The 17,439-nt window shown below is 74.1% G+C and carries 22 protein-coding genes; 7 read left to right on the top strand and 15 right to left on the bottom strand.

The window, feature by feature from the left end:
* Positions 1-79: 79 nt before the first annotated feature.
* Both CLT75_RS31895 and CLT75_RS31890 read right to left on the bottom strand, forming a co-directional pair.
* Complete coding sequence (locus tag CLT75_RS31895) at positions 80-1,135, bottom strand: hypothetical protein (protein ID WP_135243772.1); 1,056 nt, start codon at positions 1,133-1,135, stop codon at positions 80-82.
* 91 nt (positions 1,136-1,226) lie between these two features.
* A complete protein-coding gene (locus CLT75_RS31890) occupies positions 1,227-1,784 on the bottom strand; it encodes a hypothetical protein (RefSeq protein WP_135243771.1) in 558 nt (185 codons plus the stop codon).
* Positions 1,785-1,914: 130 nt separating this feature from the next.
* Between CLT75_RS31890 and CLT75_RS31885 the strand changes: the two genes are divergently transcribed.
* Genes CLT75_RS31885 through CLT75_RS31875 form a run of 3 tightly spaced genes read left to right on the top strand, consistent with a single transcriptional unit; the run spans position 1,915 to position 4,974 of the window.
* The gene (locus tag CLT75_RS31885) at positions 1,915-2,274 is read left to right on the top strand and encodes a YraN family protein (protein WP_073830500.1); all 360 of its coding nucleotides are present in this window, start codon (positions 1,915-1,917) and stop codon (positions 2,272-2,274) included.
* Position 2,275: 1 nt separating this feature from the next.
* Positions 2,276-3,796 carry a YifB family Mg chelatase-like AAA ATPase gene (locus CLT75_RS31880; protein ID WP_135243770.1) on the top strand — a complete coding sequence of 507 codons (1,521 nt, stop codon included), beginning with the start codon at positions 2,276-2,278 and terminating at the stop codon, positions 3,794-3,796.
* Entirely contained in the window at positions 3,706-4,974 is a 1,269-nt protein-coding gene (locus CLT75_RS31875) for a DNA-processing protein DprA (protein WP_486485381.1), read from the top strand. Before CLT75_RS31880 ends, CLT75_RS31875 begins: the two co-directional genes overlap by 91 nt.
* 5 nt (positions 4,975-4,979) lie before the next feature.
* On the opposite strand, the gene CLT75_RS31870 is transcribed toward CLT75_RS31875, so the two are convergent.
* Entirely contained in the window at positions 4,980-5,321 is a 342-nt protein-coding gene (locus CLT75_RS31870; protein ID WP_135243768.1) for a hypothetical protein, read from the bottom strand.
* A gap of 409 nt (positions 5,322-5,730) precedes the next feature.
* Here CLT75_RS31870 and CLT75_RS31865 point away from each other — a divergent pair, with 409 nt between their 5' ends.
* The gene (locus CLT75_RS31865; RefSeq protein ID WP_209310513.1) at positions 5,731-6,735 is read left to right on the top strand and encodes a tyrosine recombinase XerC; all 1,005 of its coding nucleotides are present in this window, start codon (positions 5,731-5,733) and stop codon (positions 6,733-6,735) included.
* An 88-nt stretch (positions 6,736-6,823) separates the two neighbouring features.
* On the top strand, positions 6,824-8,005 hold the full coding sequence (locus tag CLT75_RS31860; RefSeq protein ID WP_135243766.1) for an aminotransferase class V-fold PLP-dependent enzyme: 1,182 nt from the start codon (positions 6,824-6,826) through the stop codon (positions 8,003-8,005).
* A gap of 13 nt (positions 8,006-8,018) precedes the next feature.
* Here the strand turns inward: CLT75_RS31860 and CLT75_RS31855 are convergent, their stop codons facing one another.
* On the bottom strand, positions 8,019-8,549 hold the full coding sequence (locus CLT75_RS31855; RefSeq protein WP_486485380.1) for a murein hydrolase activator EnvC family protein: 531 nt from the start codon (positions 8,547-8,549) through the stop codon (positions 8,019-8,021).
* Between the two features lie 212 nt (positions 8,550-8,761).
* Here CLT75_RS31855 and CLT75_RS31850 point away from each other — a divergent pair, with 212 nt between their 5' ends.
* A complete protein-coding gene (locus tag CLT75_RS31850) occupies positions 8,762-9,421 on the top strand; it encodes a class I SAM-dependent methyltransferase (RefSeq protein WP_135243764.1) in 660 nt (219 codons plus the stop codon).
* Entirely contained in the window at positions 9,418-10,524 is a 1,107-nt protein-coding gene (locus tag CLT75_RS31845; RefSeq protein WP_135243763.1) for a sulfite oxidase, read from the top strand. Before CLT75_RS31850 ends, CLT75_RS31845 begins: the two co-directional genes overlap by 4 nt.
* A gap of 24 nt (positions 10,525-10,548) precedes the next feature.
* Here the strand turns inward: CLT75_RS31845 and CLT75_RS31840 are convergent, their stop codons facing one another.
* From CLT75_RS31840 to CLT75_RS31790, 11 genes are all read right to left on the bottom strand, one after another.
* Positions 10,549-10,872, bottom strand: a complete 324-nt coding sequence (locus CLT75_RS31840; protein ID WP_011905215.1) for a DUF2469 domain-containing protein — start codon at positions 10,870-10,872, stop codon at positions 10,549-10,551.
* On the bottom strand, positions 10,869-11,744 hold the full coding sequence (locus tag CLT75_RS31835; RefSeq protein WP_135243762.1) for a ribonuclease HII: 876 nt from the start codon (positions 11,742-11,744) through the stop codon (positions 10,869-10,871). The genes CLT75_RS31840 and CLT75_RS31835 overlap by 4 nt, the downstream gene beginning before the upstream one ends.
* Positions 11,738-12,205 carry an NUDIX hydrolase gene (locus CLT75_RS31830; protein ID WP_135243761.1) on the bottom strand — a complete coding sequence of 156 codons (468 nt, stop codon included), beginning with the start codon at positions 12,203-12,205 and terminating at the stop codon, positions 11,738-11,740. The genes CLT75_RS31835 and CLT75_RS31830 overlap by 7 nt, the downstream gene beginning before the upstream one ends.
* 89 nt (positions 12,206-12,294) lie before the next feature.
* The gene (gene lepB / locus CLT75_RS31825) at positions 12,295-12,927 is read right to left on the bottom strand and encodes a signal peptidase I (protein ID WP_135243760.1); all 633 of its coding nucleotides are present in this window, start codon (positions 12,925-12,927) and stop codon (positions 12,295-12,297) included.
* On the bottom strand, positions 12,924-13,808 hold the full coding sequence (lepB, locus tag CLT75_RS31820) for a signal peptidase I (protein WP_135243759.1): 885 nt from the start codon (positions 13,806-13,808) through the stop codon (positions 12,924-12,926). The genes lepB (CLT75_RS31825) and lepB (CLT75_RS31820) overlap by 4 nt, the downstream gene beginning before the upstream one ends.
* Before the next feature lie 168 nt (positions 13,809-13,976).
* A complete protein-coding gene (gene rplS, locus CLT75_RS31815; protein WP_013284591.1) occupies positions 13,977-14,336 on the bottom strand; it encodes a 50S ribosomal protein L19 in 360 nt (119 codons plus the stop codon).
* A gap of 143 nt (positions 14,337-14,479) precedes the next feature.
* Positions 14,480-15,268, bottom strand: a complete 789-nt coding sequence (trmD, locus tag CLT75_RS31810) for a tRNA (guanosine(37)-N1)-methyltransferase TrmD (RefSeq protein ID WP_013284590.1) — start codon at positions 15,266-15,268, stop codon at positions 14,480-14,482.
* A 27-nt stretch (positions 15,269-15,295) separates the two neighbouring features.
* Positions 15,296-15,835, bottom strand: coding sequence for a ribosome maturation factor RimM (gene rimM / locus CLT75_RS31805; protein ID WP_030269963.1), 540 nt, complete (start codon positions 15,833-15,835; stop codon positions 15,296-15,298).
* Entirely contained in the window at positions 15,835-16,095 is a 261-nt protein-coding gene (locus tag CLT75_RS31800; protein ID WP_026268109.1) for an RNA-binding protein, read from the bottom strand. Before CLT75_RS31800 ends, rimM begins: the two co-directional genes overlap by 1 nt.
* Entirely contained in the window at positions 16,070-16,528 is a 459-nt protein-coding gene (rpsP, locus tag CLT75_RS31795) for a 30S ribosomal protein S16 (RefSeq protein ID WP_018786330.1), read from the bottom strand. The genes CLT75_RS31800 and rpsP overlap by 26 nt, the downstream gene beginning before the upstream one ends.
* 241 nt (positions 16,529-16,769) lie before the next feature.
* Positions 16,770-17,438 (bottom strand): ribonuclease FAU-1 family protein, encoded by a 669-nt coding sequence (locus CLT75_RS31790; RefSeq protein WP_135243758.1) that lies wholly within the window; start codon positions 17,436-17,438, stop codon positions 16,770-16,772.
* Position 17,439: the final 1 nt, after the last annotated feature.

The following is a 17,439-nucleotide window of genomic DNA, read 5'->3' as shown; positions in this document are numbered from 1 at the left end:
CTTGATCGACTCCGGGACGGCGAAGTGGCGGCGTCACCCCGTCGGTGACACCGCCACTCCGGCGTACTGGGGTCGGGGCTCAGCCCGCCGCGAGGGCGGCGGCGAGGAACAGCACCAGGCCGACGGTCAGGTACGCCGTCGGCGGGCGCAGCCAGCCCCGGCTGCCGTCGGCCAGCGCCAGCCCGCCGGTGCGCAGCCCGTACAGGCCGGTGCCGAAGATCGGCAGACCCACCACCAGGAAGATGCCCACCACCACGTGCGACGTCGACACCGGGTCACCGAACATGCCGTGCAGCAACACCCGCACCGCCGGCACCTCCAGCACCAGCACCAGCGCCGCCAGCAGGACCGCCAGCGCCGGACGCCGGGTCCGGTAGACGCCGTCACCGGGCGGCGGACCGTCCGGACGTGGCAGGACGGCGGGCATCGGGCCGGTCGGCATCTCCAGCGGGTTCGGGGTCGCCGCCGGCTGGGCCGGACCACCCGGACGCTCGCCGATCCGCAGCGGAGTGGCCTCGCCGGGGTTCAGCCGTGCCGCGGCGGCCGATTCGGCCCCGCCGTCGGCACCAGGCGCCGCCTCGACGACCGGGTAGCCGCCGATCGGGCTGAGCCGGGGCTTCTCGACGCCGGCGGCAGCGCTCCGGGCGTCGACGCCGGCGCCGCCCGCCGGGTCGCTGCCGTGGGCGATGAGGCCGTACGGGTCGGCACCGGCCGGTGCGGCGCCGGTCAGCGGGGCGGTCGCCGGCGTACCGAGCGTGCTCGACAGCGGGTTGCCGTGCGCGGCGGTGCCGAGCGCGTCGACGCCGCTGCGGGACACCGCGCCGAGCGGGTCGGCCGCCGACTCGCGCGCCGCACGACGGCCGGCGCGCGAACCGGGCAGCTCACCGGAGACCTCCGGGTCGTCCGGCCGCTGCGACCGCCAGCTGCTCGTGTCGTCCACCAACGGATCGGCGGCGGAGTACCGGCCCGGCTCGGCGTACCGGTTCTCACCGGCGCGCTGCTCGGGCGTGCGGTAGTCGTCGTCGCGGTAGCGGGGCTCGCCCGCGGCGCGCCAGTCCGACTCGTATCCCCGGTCGCCCCATCGCGACCCCTGCTCATCCTCGGAATAGTTCCGTCGTCCGTCCACGACCGGCACGGTATGCGACGGGCACCAGCCGCGCCATTCGGGTCTCCCGGGGATCGGCCCAGGTCAGCGCCGATATCGCCGGGTCGCCAACGGGACACGCTCAGTAGCCGTACGGCGTGAAGATCGGCGCGACGTCCGGGTAGGGGAAGTCGTCGGGGAAGGCGGGCACCGCCCACTCACGGTTCAGCACGGCGACCAGGAAGAGAGCGAGGCAACCGTCGAACAGGTGCCACTCGTCGAAGTCCCGGGCGCCGTTCACCGCGATGGGCCATCGATCCGGCGCGTCGCCCGGCTCGCGCACCCAGTAGACCGTGTCGCCGTTGTCGGTCAGCGCGACCGCCGTCAGGCCGTCGACCGGCGCGGGTAGCGCCTCACCGCTCGACGCGTACACGCGCAACGCATCGGCGGCCTCCGCGACACCGCGCGCGAGGTCCAGCCGCGGAACCGGGTGGCCGGGCGCGAGCACCGCCAGGAAGTCGTCGAACGTTCCCGGGCCGTACCGGTCGACGAGATCCTTGTAGTCCCCGGGAAGCGCGAAGCCGAGCGAGCGCTCCACCGCCGGCCAGGTCGATGGCGCGCTCGACCGGGCGGGAGGCGGCACCACCCGCGCGAGCCGCTCGACGTACCGGTTCCTGACCCCGTATCCGGGTCGGTTCATCGTTTCTCTCCCGGCCGCTCTGTAGCAGATCGGACCCATGATCGTCGTTCCGTCCACAAGCCCACCCCTGTCCACAGGCAACCGATCCGCGTCCCCCGCGACAGTGGCCTCCGGTCGCATCCTGGCCGGCATGACGAACCGGAACCGAGCCGTCGGGGCGTACGGCGAGCGGTGCGCGCTACGGCACCTGATCGAGACGGGCCTGCGCCCGGTCGCCCGCAACTGGCGCTGCCCCGAGGGCGAAATCGACATCATCGCCTGGGAGGGCCCGGTCCTGGCCATCTGCGAGGTCAAGACCCGCCGTACCGAGCAGTTCGGCTCCCCCGCCGAGGCAGTCGTGCGGGCCAAGGCCCGCCGGCTGCGCGGCCTGGCCGCGCGCTGGCTCGCCGAGACCGGCACCACCGCCGACGAGGTCCGCTTCGACGTGCTCTCCGTCCGGCTCCCGCTCACCGGCCCCGCCCGCGTCGAGCACCTCCGCGGCGCGTTCTGACATGGGGTACGCGAAAGTGCTGAGCGTCGGCCTGGCCGGAGTCGCCGGGCATCTCGTCGAGGTCGAGGCCGACCTGGCTCCCGGACTGCCCGCCGTGATCATCTCCGGCCTGCCGGACACCGCGCTGCACGAGGCGCGCGACCGGGTCCGCGCCGCGATCGTCAACTCGGGCCAGAAGTGGCCCAACCGGCGCATCACGCTCAACCTGCTCCCCGCCACCCTGCCGAAGTACGGCTCGGCGTTCGACCTCGCCATCGCGCTCGCCGTCCTGGCCGGCTCGGGCGAGCTGCCGCCGGTCGCCCTGGACGCCACTGTCGTGCTCGGCGAACTCGGCCTCGACGGCGCGGTACGCCCCGTCCGCGGCACGCTGCCGATGGTCGCCGCCGCCGCCCGCGCCGGGCACACCCGCGTCGTCGTACCCGCCGGCAACGCCGCCGAGGCCGCGGTCATCCCGGGCGTACGCGTGCACGCGGTCGACACCCTGCACCGGCTCGTCGCCCACGTCCGCGACGGCAGCCCGCTGCTCGCCCCGCCCGCCCACGTCCCGGCTGGCGGCACGGCCGGACCCGACCTGGTCGACGTGGCCGGGCAGCCGCTCGGGCGGCGGGCGCTGGAGATCGCCGCCGCCGGTGGCCACCACCTCGCGCTGCTCGGTCCGCCCGGGGCCGGCAAGACCATGCTCGCCGAGCGACTGCCGTCGATCCTGCCCGCACTGGACGACGAGGCAGCCCTGGAGGTGACCGCGCTGCACTCGATCGCCGGCCTGCTGCCACCCGGCGGCGGGCTGCTGCGCCGTCCCCCGTTCCAGGCGCCGCACCACTCGGCCACCGTGCCCGCGCTCGTCGGAGGCGGTTCCGGGCTGGCCCGGCCCGGCGCGGTGTCGCTCGCCCACCGCGGCGTCCTGTTCCTGGACGAGGCGCCCGAGTTCAGCAAGGGCGCGCTGGAGGCGTTGCGGCAGCCGCTGGAGAGCGGGCGGGTGCGGGTGGCGCGTACCCGGGGCGCCACCGAGTACCCGGCCCGCACCCAACTGGTGCTGGCGGCGAATCCCTGCCCATGCGCGAAGCCCTCCGGTGACGTCGACTGCGAGTGCCCGCCGCTGGCCCGGCGACGCTACCTGGGGCGGTTGTCGGGTCCGCTGCTCGACCGGGTGGACGTGCAAGTCCGGCTGACGGCGGTACGCGCGGCGGAGTTGCTGAGCACCGACGCCGCGCAGGAGCCCTCGTCCGTCGTCGCCGCCCGGGTGGTCGCCGCGCGGCACGCCGCCGCCGAGCGCTGGACGGCCACCGGGCACCGGGTGAACGCCGACGTCCCCGGCCCGTACCTGCGCCGGCCGCCGTGGCACCTGCCCGCCCGGGTCACCACGGATCTCCGCCGCCGGCTCGACACCGGTTCGCTGTCCGCGCGCGGCTACGACCGCGTACTCCGTCTCGCCTGGACCATCGCCGACCTGGACGGGCGGGACCGGCCCGGCCACGACGACGTGGCGGAGGCCATCCAACTCCGGACCGGGGAGGTCGCGTGAGCGCCGACGACCGCCGGCTGGCGCGGGTCGCGCTCACCTGGCTCGCCGAGCCCGGTACCCGGTCGGTGTACGCCCTGGTCGAGCGGATCGGCCCGGTCGCCGCACTCGACGTGCTGCTGTCCGGCGGGGCGCCGGAACGGACGCTGCGGTCGGCCGTCGCGGCGCGCGGCGCCGCCGGTGACGCCCGGGCGGTCGCCGCCGACGCGCTGGCCCGCGGCGAACGGCTCGGGGCCCGGCTGGTCACCCCGGAGGACGACGAGTGGCCGGCGCAGGTCGCCGACCTGCGCCGGCTGGCGCTCTCCGGCGCGACCCGGCGGGTCGACGTGGAGACCGATCCGCCGCTCTGCTTCTGGGTACGCGGAGCGTGGCCGCTCGGTGAGGCGCTGGCGCGCTCGGTGGCGGTCGTCGGTGCCCGGGCGGCCACCCCCTACGGCGCGCACATCGCCACCGAGCTGGGCTACGGCCTCGCCGACCGGGAGTGGACAGTCGTGTCCGGTGGGGCGTTCGGCATCGACGCCGCCGCGCATCGCGGGGCGTTGACAGCCGGCGGGCGCACCGTCGCCGTGCTCGCCTGCGGCGTGGACCGCCCGTACCCGATGGGCAACGCCGCGCTGTTCGACCGGATCGCCGAGACCGGCCTGCTGGTGAGCGAGTGGATTCCCGGGGCGGAGCCGTTGCGGCCACGGTTCCTCATCCGCAACCGGGTGATCGCGGCGGCGACGAGCGGCACGGTGCTGGTCGAGGCCGCCGCCCGCAGCGGCGCCACCCAGACGCTCAACCGGGCGCTCGGCCTGCGCCGCCCGGCGATGGTCGTGCCCGGGCCGGTGACCTCCGCGATGTCGGTCGGTGGGCACGAGGTGCTGCGGGAACGGCCGGAGGCGCGGCTGGTCACGAACGTCGCGCACGTGCTGGAGGAGGTGGGACGCATCGGGTACGACCTGGCCCCGCCCGCCCGCGCGCCCGAACGCCCCCGGGACCGGCTCGACGAGGAGGCCACCCAGGTGCTGGAGGCGCTGCCCCGCCGCCGGGCGCTGGACCTGGAGAGCGTCGCGGCGCGGGCGGGCGTGGACCTGCGTACCGCGATGCGCAAACTGTCCATGCTGGAGGAGCTGGCGATGGTGGTACGCCGCGACGACGGCTACGCGCTCGCACCGTCACCACCGGCCGAGCGCGCGTGAACGGATCAGTCGCCCTCGAACCGGATCTCGGCGTCGCGGCGCTCGGCACATCGGCGGACGAGCCGGGCCAGCCGGTCGACGTGGTCGACCTCGGCCGGCGCCCCGGCCACCTCGGCCAGGCACCGCAGCTCGGCGAGCAGTTGCGGCATCCGCTCGGCGCCCACTGTCAGCTCGCCGAGCGGGTCGACGCGATCCAGCAGCGGGGTCCGCCCACCGCCCCGGACACGCTTGAGCAGGTCGAGCAGCACGTCCTGCGGGTCCGCAACGGCCTCGATCGAGACGTACGCGGGCCGGCGACGACCGGTGCCCGCCGATATCTGCCGGTAGAGGACGGCGTCCACTCCCACTCTCGGCCTCCTCGTACCGGCGTCACCGTCACGGGGACGCACTGGCCTGATCGCGGCCGGATCGACCCTCAGTCGGGACCGGCTCGGCCACGCTGCCCGCCGGTCGCCGCACCGGAGCGTGCCGCAGCATGAGTTTCCCCTGTCCAGACCGGCTTCTGCCACCCCGCTCAGCGCGTCGTCACGCATCCCACGCCGGAAGGACGCGGGCGACGTGGCGGACGGCACAACCCACGGGCCCACCGCGAACGGCGGGAACGGCGGCACGGCACACGGCGGCGCTCCGGCCTTACGCTGGGGCGGTGATCGCCGTCCGCCTCCGCCGCCGCGACCCCGTGCGCCCGGATCGGGTGCCGCGGTGAGCAAACGGCAGCGCGGGACGCGGGACGCGCACGAGGACCTGCCCGCCTCGATGCGCGAGGCGGTGGACGACTTCGCCGATCACCTGTCGCGGGTGCGCAACCGCTCCGTCCACACCGTCCGGGCGTACGTCACGGATCTCGTGTCGCTGCTGGACCACGCCGTCCGGATGGGTTGCGCCGAACTGCCGGAGCTGGACCTCGCCGTCGTGCGCAGCTGGCTGGCGAAGCAGCGGACCATGGGCGCGGCCCGGACGACGATGGCGCGGCGCGCCGCCGCGGCCCGGACGTTCAGCGCCTGGGCGCACCGGACCGGCCTGCTCGCCGACGACGTGGCCGCGCCGCTGGCCAGCCCTCGGGCGCGGCGGGAACTGCCCACCGTGCTGCGGGCCGACCAGGCCGCTGCTCTCGTGGAGGCCCCGTCACGGCAGCGCCCGGGCCCGCCCGAGGGCGACCGCTCGACGGTCCACCCCGACCGCGAGGGGCTCGGACGCGGCCACGCAACGGTCGCCGAGCCGGCGTCCGCCGAACCGGCCGGCGACGGGCCGCCCGACGCGGTGCTGCTGCGCGACCGGCTGCTGCTCGAACTGCTCTACGGCACCGGGGTACGCGTCAGCGAGGCGTGCGGCCTCAACGTCACAGACGTCGACCAGGCCCGCCGGGTGGTACGCGTGCTGGGCAAGGGCGGGCGGGAACGGTCGGTGCCCTACGGAGTGCCGGCCCAGCGGGCGCTCGACGCCTGGCTGCGCGACGGCCGGCCCACTCTGCTGACCCCGGGCTCGGGGCGGGCGCTGCTGCTCGGGGCGCGGGGCGGGCGGCTCAACCCGACCACCGCGCGGCGGATCGTGTCCGGGTGGGCCGGTGCGGCCGGGGTACCGCGGGTCACGCCGCACGGGCTGCGCCACTCGGCAGCGACGCACCTGCTCGAAGGAGGCGCGGACCTGCGCGCCGTGCAGGAGCTGCTGGGGCACTCGTCGCTCGCCAGCACCCAGATCTACACGCACGTCTCGGTCGAGCGGCTCCGCGCCGCGTACCGCCAGGCCCACCCCCGCGCCTGACCGCTCGAAGGCACGCCGGCGGCGCCGGTGGAACGGCCAGCGGGCGAATCCGGCCGGCGCATGATCCATCCCGGGCTAGGATCGGTGGATGACGGTGCCGCAGCCGCCCGAGCCGATTCCGGGGGCTCGGCTGCTCTTCTCCCTCGATCCCTCCGTCAGTCACCTCAACCACGGCTCGTTCGGCGCCGTACCGATCGCCGTGCAACGCGCCCAGCAGCGCCTGCGCGACGAGATGGAGGCCAACCCGCTGCGGTTCTTCACGCAGGGCCTGGTCGACCGGATCGCCCACGCCCGCCGGCACCTGGCCGCGTTCCTCGGCGCCGACCCGGACGGCACCACGCTCGTCGGCAACGCCACCACCGGCGCGGCCGTCGTGCTGCAGTCGCTGGCGCTGCGCCCCGGCGACGAGATCGTGACCACCGACCACGGGTACGGGGCGGTGGCGCTGTCGATCGCCAGGGAGTGCGCCCGCACCGGGGCGGTGCACCGCACTCTGCCGGTGCCGTTGACCGCCACCGACGAGGAGGTGGTCGAGATCGTCCGCACCGGGCTGCGCCCCGGTCGTACCAGGCTGCTGATCGTCGACCAGCTCACCTCGCCGACCGCCCGGCTGTTCCCGACCGCGGCGATCGTCGCGGTGGCCCGGGAGCAGGGCGTGCCGGTGCTGGTGGACGCCGCGCACGCACCGGGCATGCTGCCGGCCACCGTCGCGTCGGTCGGCGCCGACTTCTGGGTCGGCAACCTGCACAAATGGGCGTACGCGCCACGCGGCACCGCCGTACTCGTGGTGGCGCCGCAGTGGCGGGAGAAGATCCAGCCGCTCGTCGTCTCGTGGGAGCAGGACAGCGGCTTCCCGGTCCGTGTCGAGTGGCAGGCGACGCTCGACTACACCGGCTGGCTGGCCGCGCCGGTGGGCCTGTTCACGTTGCGCAGCCTCGGCGTGGACCGGGTACGCGCGCACAACGCGGCGCTGGCCGCGTACGGGCAACGGGTCGTCGGGGACGCGCTCGGTGTGGCGCCGGAGCGGCTGCCGGAGCCCGGCGGACCGGCGGTCGCCATGCGGCTCGTGCCGCTGCCGCCCGGTGTCGCGACGACGCTGGACGCGGCCCGGGAGCTGCGGGCCCGGATCGCCGACCGGCTCTCCGCCGAGGTGTCGATCGCCGGCTGGAACGGGCGCGGCTACCTGCGGTTGTGCGGGCAGGTCTACAACACCCCCGACGAGTACGACCGGCTGGCCGTCCGGCTGCCCACGCTGCTCGCCCAGGGCTGAGCGACACAAGCGATCACCCGGCGGGGACGGGGTGCAGCGGCAGCAGCCGGACGCGACCGAGCCCGAGCAGGGCCAGCGGATCGAGATACTCCGCGTCGCGTCGCAGTCCCCAGTGCAGGCAGGCCGCCTCGGCGCAGCCCTGATGCCCGGCGAGCAAATCGCCGACCGGCGTGCCGGCGTCCACAGGGGTGCCGGCGGTGAGCCGGGAGCGGACTGGTTCGTATGTGGTGCGCAGCCCGTCGGAATGGCCGACGGTGAGTACCGGCCGGCCGGCGACGGTGCCGGCGAACAGGACGGTCCCGGCGCCGGCCGCCAGCACCGGCGCGCCCGGCGCGGCGGCGAGGTCGACGCCCCGGTGCCCGGACAGCCAGGGCTGCGGCGGCGGGTCGAAGCGCCGCACCACCCGGGGCGCGCCCGGCAGCGGCCACCGGAACCGCCCACCGGGCGCACCCCGAAGTCCCGCAGCCGAGCCGCCCGCCGCCGAAGCACCAGAAGCCGGGGCACCCGCAGGAGACCCCGACAACGACCCGACCGAGGCCGACAGCGCCGCCCGGGACGACGCGGAGGGCCCCGTCAGGCAGACGACGAGGCACAACACCACGGCGTAAGAGATCGAGGAACGCACGCCGACCACCCTGCCCACCCGGGCACCCTCCCGCGCACCCCACCCGCCGGCCCTGTGGACGACGCACCGACTGTGGACGAGCGCCGAAATCGGGGCCGATCTGCTACGGCCCGGACGCCTATGCTGGCCGGGTGACGAAGGACTGGTACGCCTGGCACAGCGACTACGACCAGCCCGAGTCCGCACTGGCCCGGCGGCTCGCCGAGGTGCGGCAGCGTGTCTCCGACGCCCTCGATGCGGCGCCACCCGGTCCGCTGCGCGCGCTGAGTCTCTGCGCGGGTCAGGGCCGCGACCTGATCCCGGTGCTGGCCGCCCATCCCCGGGGCGCCGACGTGACCGCCCGCCTGGTCGAGCTGGATCCGCGCAACGCCGATCCGGCCCGCCGCGCCGCCGTCGACGCCGGGCTCACCGGCGTGGAGGTGGTCACCGGGGACGCCTCGCTGACCGACCGCTACGCCGACCTGGCCCCGGCGGATCTGGTGCTGGTCTGCGGCATCTTCGGCAACATCAGCGACGACGACATCCGGGCCACGGTCCGGCACTGCGCCTCGCTCTGCGCCACCGGCGGCACGGTGCTGTGGACGCGGCACCGGCGCGAACCGGACCTGGTGCCGGTCATCTGCGAGTGGTTCGCCGAGGAGGGTTTCGAGCCGGTCGTGCTGAGCAGCCCGGCCGACGGGGTGGGCGTCGGCGCGCACCGCTTCACCGGCACGCCGCGCCCGCTGGCGCCAGGGGTGCGGATGTTCACGTTCGTGGGCTACGACGTGCTGGAGCGGACGGAGCAGGCATGACCACTGTGGACGACGTCAGCCGGCCCTCCCGGGTGGCCGGGCCGGACGAGGCGATCAGCACCGAGGAGCTTCAGCTCGCCGCGCGCAACCACGGCATCCCGCTGGAGGCGCTGCGGTACGACGTGACCCCGGCGGGCCTGCACTACCTGCTCATCCACTACGACATCCCGGACGTCGACCCGGCCGCGTACGCGCTGAGCGTGTCCGGCGCGGTCGAGCGTCCACTACGGCTGGACCTGGCGGCGCTGCGCGACCGGCCCCGGGTGACGCACCGCGTGACGCTGGAGTGCGCCGGCAACGGCCGGGCGCTGCTGCGTCCCCGCCCGGTGAGCCAGCCCTGGCTGGTGGAGGCGGTGGGCAACGCCGAGTGGACCGGTACGCCGCTGGCGCCGCTGCTGCGCGAGGCAGGCCTGTCCGGCGACGCGGTGGACGTGGTGTTCACCGGCGCGGACCACGGGGTGGAGCGCGGCGTCGAGCAGGACTACCAGCGGGCGCTGCCGGTGGCCGACGCGCTGCGCGAGGAGGTGCTGCTGGCGTACGAGATGAACGGCGCTCCCCTGCTGCCGCAGCACGGCGCGCCGCTGCGCCTGATCGTGCCCGGCTGGTACGGCATGGCGCACGTGAAGTGGCTGCGCGACATCACTGTGACGACCGAGCCGTTCGACGGCTACCAGAACGCGGTGGCCTACCGGCTGCGGCGCGACGCCGACGACCCGGGCGTGCCGGTGACCCGGATCGAGCCGCGTGCGCTGGTGCGTCCGCCCGGGTTCCCGGATTTCATGTCCCGCACCCGGGTGCTGCGGCCCGGTCCGTGCACTCTGGACGGCCGGGCCTGGTCCGGCCACGCGCCGGTGACCTCGGTCGAGGTGACGACTGACGGCGGCGGGACGTGGACACCGGCGGTCCTGGACGAGCCGGCCGGGGGCGAGTGGGCGTGGCGCCGCTGGTCGGTGAGCTGGACGGCGACGCCGGGGCGGTACGTGCTCGGCGCCCGGGCGACCGACGCGTCGGGGCGTACCCAGCCGGTCGAGCAGCCGTGGAACCGGGGCGGGTTCGCGAACAACCTGGTGCAGCGGGTCGAGGTGGTCGTGCCGGCGGAGTGATCTCCGGCGGTCAGCCGCCTGCGGTCAGCTCCCGAATCCGGAATCTGCGGGAAGCGAGATGTCGGGCTTTTCGAGCTCTTCCACATTGACGTCCTTGAACGTCATTACTCGAACATTCTTGACGAAACGGGCAGGGCGGTACATGTCCCACACCCAGGCGTCGTGCATCTCGACCTCGAAGTAGACCTCGCCGTCGGAGTTGCGCACGTGCAGGTCGACCTGGTTCGCCAGGTAGAAACGGCGCTCGGTCTCCACCACGTAGGAGAACTGGCGGACGATGTCCCGGTACTCCCGGTAGAGCTGCAGCTCCATCTCGGTCTCGTACTTCTCGAGATCTTCCGCGCTCATCGCACTCCGCCTTCCATGACCACATCTTCCCCCACCGACGCCGGAGGTCGCGGCTGCTCGCCCAACGCCACGCCGACGGTACCCCCTGACGCGCCGCAGTGCCCCATCGGCTCGTCCGGGCGGCCGGCGAACGCTCCGGGCCCGAGACCCGGCAGCCCTGCTGCGGGCTCGGGCGACACCGCGTCGGTGCCCACCGGTCGGCGGGCGCGGGGAGGCCGGCCGTCCCGTCCGGAGACGGCGGCCACGTTCACGTACGAGAAGCGGTGTTCCCGGCAGGGCCCGAGCGCGCGCAGGGCGGCGCTGTGCTCGGCGGTGATGTAGCCCTTGTGCTCGGCGAAGCCGTAGCCGGGGAACCGCCCGTCCAGTTCCACCATCATCCGGTCCCGGGTGACCTTCGCCAGCACGCTCGCCGCCGCCACACACGCGGCCACCCGGTCGCCCTTCCAGACCGCCAGCCCCGGCACGTCCAGCCCGTCGACGCCGAAGCCGTCGGTCAGCACGTACTCCGGGCGGGTGGTGAGCGAGGCGAGCGCCCGGCGCATCGCGGCGAGGTTGCACACGTGCAGCCCGCGGGCGTCGACCTCCTCGGCCGGGATGACCACCACGGCGTACGCCAGGGCCCGTGCCACCACCTCGTCGTAGACGCGCTCGCGGGCGGCGGGGGTGAGCAGCTTCGAGTCGGCCAGCTCGTCGATCTCGCCGCGCCGGCCCTCGGGCAGGATCGCGGCGGCGGCCACCAGCGGCCCGGCGCAGGCGCCCCGGCCGGCCTCGTCGGCGCCCGCCACGTGCCGGAAGCCACGCCGTTGCAGGGCACGCTCCAGCGCGTACAGGCCGCCGTCGCGGCGGACCACGGTGCGCGGCGGGGTCAGCATGCGCCGCCTCCCGCCAGCACGGCGCCGAGCCGGCCGGGCAGGTCCGGCGGGTAGTAGCGCTCGGCGGTGGCGGCCAGCTCGGCGACCGGCCACCAGCGGTGCCCGTGCACGCTCGCCCGTTCGATGTCGTTGAAACCCGCGGTGTCGACCTCCCAGCCCGTCACCCGGACCAGGTAGAACTGCTGCTCCTGGCGGTACCAGACGCCGTCGAACGGGAACTCGACGGTCTCCGCCCAGACCGGCGCGCCCAGCTCGGCCGGGGCCATCCGCAGGCCGGTCTCCTCGGCCAGTTCGCGGGCGGCGCCGTCGGCCGGGGACTCCCCCGGGTCGAGCCCGCCGCCGGGGGTGAACCAGTAGCGGTGACCCGGCCGGGCCGGATCACTGCCCTCGAAGAGCAGCACCCGGTCGGACGCGTCGACCAGCAGCACCCGGGCCGCGCGACGAGGGGTGTAGACGGTCACCGCACCAGCCTGCCAGACGCCTGCGACGAACGACCACGCCCTCCCGCCGCCGGCGCGGGCCGCCGTGCCGGAGCGTGGCGCGGGCCTGCTCAGGGATTGGGGATCCCGTCGAACTGCTTGGGGACGCTGAGCCAGGTCGCGCGGCTGACCGGCCAGAAGATGGTGAAGGCCCGGCCCACGACCTCGCCCTCGGGGATGGTGGCGACGTTGATGTCCTCGCCCGACTGCTGCCAGTGCTCCAGCGAGTCGCCGGACGCCTCCCGGTGGTCACCCATGACCCACAGGCGCCCCTTCGGCACGGTGATGTCGAAGTCCTGGTCGGCGGGCTTGTTGCCGGGGAAGATGAACGGCTCGTCGATCGGCTTGCCGTTGATGATCAGCCGCTCCTGGCCGCCGGTGCGATCGCAGCAGACCACGTGATCGCCGCCGACGCCGATGACCCGCTTGATGAAGTCCTCGCCGTCGGGGTTGCCGCTCCACTCGGTGGGCGCCTTGAAGACGATGACCTCGCCCCGGTGCGGCGAGCGGAAGTCGTAGACCAGCTTGTTGACAAGCACCCGATCGTCGATCTTGAGGGTGTTCTCCATGGACGGCGACGGGATGAAGAAGGTCTGCAGCACGAAGGCACGCACCAGCACCGCGACCAGGATCGCCACGCCCAGGAGGATGGGCAGCTCCTTCCAGAAGGAGCTGCGGGGCTTCTCGGTCTGCTCGTCGATCACGGGTGGAGCCTACGTCGCCGGGTACGCCGCGGTCGCCCCGAACCCGCCAGAACGGTGAGCGTCGCCGCGACCGGGAGGATCAGGACGACGCCGCCGACCGGGTCGGGATCCACCGGCACCGGCCCGGGCGCCGCCGCGGCGTCCGCGCGCGGCACGCTCGCGAACGTCTCCGGTACGGGCAGACCCGTCCACCGCTGCGAGGGCCAGACGATCATGAAGGCGCGGCCGACCACGTTCTCGATCGGCACCGGCCCCTGACATCGGGCGTCCTGCGAGACCAGCCGGTGGTCACCCATCACGAAGATCTGCCCCGGCGGCACCACCACCTCGGTGAACTGCCGGGACCGGCACTCCTTGGGATTCGGTGGCAGCTCGACCGGGGAGTCCTCGGAGACGTACGCCGTCTCGTCCAGCGGCACCCCGTTGACCACCACCCGGCCGTCGTCGCAGCACCAGACCTTGTCGCCCGGTACGCCGATGACGCGCTTGATGAAGTCCTTCTCGCCGGGGCGGCTGACGCCCACCAGGTCGCCGAGCGTGCGGCCGACCCGGCCGGCGAAGTTCGTCGGCGGCGCGGGCGCCTCCTGGGCGACCCAGCGGTCGGTGCCCCGGAACACCACCACCTCGCCGCGGATCGGGTCCCGGACGTCGTAGACGACCTTGTTGACGAGCACCCGGTCGCCGACGAGCAGCGTGTCCTCCATCGACCCGGAGGGGATGAAGAACGCCTGGAGCAGGAACGTCCGGATCAGCACCGCGAGGCAGAACGCCACGATCAGCAGCAGCGGCAGCTCCTGCCAGAGCGGCATCTGGCGGCGGCCGCGGCGGGCCCGCCGGCGCCAGGGATCGACGGCACCGTCCTCGTCAACCATCTGCACCATGCCACTCTCCGGTCCGCGGAAACGACACTACCGCCCGGGAGTCCCCTCGGAGACCCCACGGGCGGTAGTGGACCGTTTCGCACCGTCCGGCTGCGCCCGTACCGACCAGGGTAATGCGGTCTGGTCGATACGACATCCGCGCAGGCCGGGCGGCGTGGCGAACGTGGATCAGTTCGCCGGCTGCTTCTCCCGCAGCTCCTTGATCTTGGCCTTCTTGCCGCGCAGCTCACGCAGGTAGTAGAGCTTGGCGCGACGCACGTCACCGCGGGTCACGACCTCGATCCGGTCGATGCCCGGGCCGTTGAGCGGGTAGGTCCGCTCCACGCCGACACCGAAGCTGACCTTGCGGACCGAGAAGGTCTCACGCAGGCCGTCACCCTGGCGGCGGATGACGACGCCCTGGAAGATCTGGACCCGGGAGCGGTTGCCCTCGACGACCCGCGCGTGCACCTTGACGGTGTCACCGGCACGGAAGTCGGGCAGGTCGGTACGCTTCGACTGGGCGTCAAGGGCGTCCAGGATGTTCATCGCTGCGTCCTCGTGAGGCTCACGGCGCATCGTCAGTCGATGCGCGGATGGGTGATTCTGACCCCCGGGTGGTGACCGGCGAGGCCGGCCCCGGTCGAGGGTCCTCGCAACCGCCCACGGCGTGGACGGATGCGGCAACCCCTCTACTTTGCCACATGCCCCGGTGGCGGGGAAAATCCGCCCCGGTCCAGCGTCGCCCGGTCCCGCTTGTCGAGCGTCTCCGGTGCCAGCGCGCCGATCATGTCGGGGCGCCGGGCCGCGGTCCGCAGCAGCGACTCGTCGCGCCGCCAGCGGTCGATCCGGGCGTGGTCGCCGGAGCGCAGCACCTCGGGCACGTCCAGCCCGCGCCAGCTCGCCGGCTTCGTGTAGAGCGGGGCCTCCAGCAACCCGTGCGCGTGCGACTCCTCGTCCAGCGACCCGGCGTTGCCGAGCACGCCGGGCAGCAGCCGGGTGACCGCCTCCAGGATCACCAGCACGGCCACCTCGCCGCCGAACAGCACGTAGTCGCCGAGCGAGACCTCGGTCACCGGCATCCGGGTCGCCGCGTGGTCCAGCACCCGCTGGTCGATGCCCTCGTACCGGCCGCAGGCGAACAGCAGGTGCGACTCGGCGGCCAGCTCGTGCGCCAGGGCCTGGGTGAATGGGACGCCCGCGGGCGACGGCACGAGCAGCCGGGGCAGCGTGTGCCCGTCCGGGCTCAGCTCGCCGGGCGCCAGCGCGTCCAGCGCCTCACCCCACGGCTCCGGCCGCATGACCATGCCCGGACCGCCGCCGTAGGGCGTGTCGTCGACGGTGCGGTGCACGTCGTGGGTCCAGGTCCGCAGATCGTGTACGGCCAGCCGCAGCGTGCCGTTCGCGCGGGCCTTGCCGATGAGCGACAGGTCCAGCGGGGCGAAGTACTCGGGAAAGATCGACACGATGTCGACGCGCATGCGGTGGCTCCAGCCGGAGGTCGAGAGCTAGAGGTCGAGCAGGCCACCGGGCAGGTCGACGACGACGCGACCGCCCGCCAGATCCACCTCGGGCACGATCGCCTTGACGAACGGGACCAGCGCGGTACGCCCCTCGGGGCGCCGCAGCACCAGCATGTCGGACGCGGGCGCGTGGTCGATGCGGGCCACCTCGCCCACGTGCTCGCCGTCGCGGGTGACCACGGTGAGCCCGACCAGCTGGTGGTCGTGGAACTCCTCCGGGTCCTCCGGCGGGGCGACGTCGGCGCTGTCCACGCCGAGCAGCGTGTTGCGCAACGCCTCGGCGACGTCGCGCTCCAGCACGCCCTCGAAGGCGACGAGCAGGCGGCCCTGATGCCAGCGGGCCGACTCGACGGTGAGCGTCGGGGGCACCCGCCAGGCGCCGGGCTCCGACGGGGTGACCCCCGGCTCGGTGGTCAACACCGAGCCGGGGGCGAACCGTGCTTCGGGCTCGTCGGTACGCACCTCCACGGTGACCTCACCGCGGATGCCGTGCGGCTTACCGATCCGGCCGACGACGAGAAGCATCAGTACGAGTCGACGATGTCGACGCGTACCCCACGCCCGCCGATGGAGCCGATCACCTGGCGCAGCGCCTTGGCGGTCCGGCCGGACCGCCCGATCACCGTGCCGAGGTCCTCGGGGTGCACGCGGACTTCGAGGCGCTTGCCCCGACGGGAGTCGACCATGCGCACCCGGACGTCGTCCGGGTGGTCGACGATGCCCTTGACCAGGTGCTCCAGAGCGGGACGCAGCGGCATGTCAGGCCTGCTCGCCGGACTCGGCACCGGTCTGCTCCTCGGCCTTGGGGGCCTCGGCCTTCGGCTCCTCCGCCTTGGCGGCGGCCTTCTTGGCCGGCTTCGCCGGGGTGTCCGCCACGCCGGCGGCGGCCTTCGCCTCGGCCTCGTACGCCGCCTTGCGGTCGGCCCGCTCGGGGGCGACCTTCAGCGGCGGCGGGGCCGGCAGGCCCTTGAACTTCTGCCAGTCACCGGTCAGCTCCAGCAGGCGCTGCACGGCCTCGCTCGGCTGGGCGCCGACCGAGAGCCAGTACTGGACCCGCTCCGACTTGACCTCGATCACCGAAGGGTCTTCCTTCGGCTGGTACACACCGACGAACTCGATCGCACGACCGTCACGCTTGGTACGCGAGTCGGCGATGACGATGCGGTACTGCGGGTTGCGGATCTTGCCCATCCGCAGGAGCCGGATCTTTACGGCCACAGTTGTTTCGCTCCTGTTGCGATCTCACCGGCCCGTCCGGGCGGTGTGGCGGGTGAGCGCCGACCGGCACAGTGGGGTTTGGGCCGGAGACTGCTCGGTGAACTGGCGACGCGCCCGGGTTAGAGGGCGCCGGACGCGTGCCGGATACCAGCGAACCATTCTGCCAGATCCGGACCGGAACTCTCACACCGGACCCGGACACCACGCCCGGGAAGCCCGGGCCGTGACCGAGGACACTCGTTCAGCGCACCGGCGGGCGGTCCCAGCCCGGCGGAAGTTCGTCCGGTACGTCCCATTCGGCGGGCGGGGTGAAGTCGCACCAGGTGCCGTCGAACGGGAACTCCCCCGCCTCGGCGATCCGGATCACCCGTTCGCCCTCGGCGCGTACCGCCTTCTCGTCCGTCACCCAGTAGTGCTCCGGGAACGCCAGCCGCTCGGCGAACTCGTCCTCGTCCTTCCACTCCCAGCTCAGGTCCGGGTGGACCACCACGTCGAGATCCTGATCGACCATGTCGACCCCGGCCACCGTGCCGTCGTCCCAGCGGACGCCGGGCTCCTCCAGGTTGACGTACCAGTTCTGGAAGCGGCCGGCGGCGTCGCGGAACCACCAGACCGAGTGGGCCGCGCCGGTGGGCAGGAACTTCAGCACCGGCGGGCCGTTCCACAGCCCCTGCGCGAGCCGGTAGGACGATGTCACCCACTCGGCGAACGGCACGGCCCGCATGCCCAGGCCGGCCTCCGTCACCTCGTGCGCGACCGGCGCCGTCCGTGCCACCCAGAGCAGCAGGCCCCGCTCGTCGTCGGACACCACGCGGGCCGACCGGACCCAGCCGATCCGGCCGTGCCGCACGTTCCGGTGCAGGATCAGCCGCCCCGGCGCGAACCGGCCGGCCGGATCGCCGGGCCGCATC

The sequence above is a fragment of the Micromonospora sp. CNZ285 genome, assembly GCF_004637285.1.
This window is presented reverse-complemented; position numbering and strand designations above follow the sequence as displayed.

What these genes read in the sequence shown, in the direction of transcription:
- CLT75_RS31890 (WP_135243771.1), bottom strand. Translation starts at nt 1,784, where the DNA reads ATGAACCGACCCGGATACGGGGTCAGGAACCGGTACGTCGAGCGGCTC.
- CLT75_RS31885 (WP_073830500.1), top strand. Translation starts at nt 1,915, where the DNA reads ATGACGAACCGGAACCGAGCCGTCGGGGCGTACGGCGAGCGGTGCGCG.
- CLT75_RS31880 (WP_135243770.1), top strand. Translation starts at nt 2,276, where the DNA reads ATGGGGTACGCGAAAGTGCTGAGCGTCGGCCTGGCCGGAGTCGCCGGG.
- CLT75_RS31865 (WP_209310513.1), top strand. Translation starts at nt 5,731, where the DNA reads ATGCGCGAGGCGGTGGACGACTTCGCCGATCACCTGTCGCGGGTGCGC.
- CLT75_RS31860 (WP_135243766.1), top strand. Translation starts at nt 6,824, where the DNA reads ATGACGGTGCCGCAGCCGCCCGAGCCGATTCCGGGGGCTCGGCTGCTC.
- CLT75_RS31845 (WP_135243763.1), top strand. Translation starts at nt 9,418, where the DNA reads ATGACCACTGTGGACGACGTCAGCCGGCCCTCCCGGGTGGCCGGGCCG.
- CLT75_RS31840 (WP_011905215.1), bottom strand. Translation starts at nt 10,872, where the DNA reads ATGAGCGCGGAAGATCTCGAGAAGTACGAGACCGAGATGGAGCTGCAG.
- CLT75_RS31835 (WP_135243762.1), bottom strand. Translation starts at nt 11,744, where the DNA reads ATGCTGACCCCGCCGCGCACCGTGGTCCGCCGCGACGGCGGCCTGTAC.
- lepB (WP_135243759.1), bottom strand. Translation starts at nt 13,808, where the DNA reads ATGGTGCAGATGGTTGACGAGGACGGTGCCGTCGATCCCTGGCGCCGG.
- rplS (WP_013284591.1), bottom strand. Translation starts at nt 14,336, where the DNA reads ATGAACATCCTGGACGCCCTTGACGCCCAGTCGAAGCGTACCGACCTG.
- trmD (WP_013284590.1), bottom strand. Translation starts at nt 15,268, where the DNA reads ATGCGCGTCGACATCGTGTCGATCTTTCCCGAGTACTTCGCCCCGCTG.
- rimM (WP_030269963.1), bottom strand. Translation starts at nt 15,835, where the DNA reads ATGCTTCTCGTCGTCGGCCGGATCGGTAAGCCGCACGGCATCCGCGGT.
- CLT75_RS31790 (WP_135243758.1), bottom strand. Translation starts at nt 17,438, where the DNA reads ATGCGGCCCGGCGATCCGGCCGGCCGGTTCGCGCCGGGGCGGCTGATC.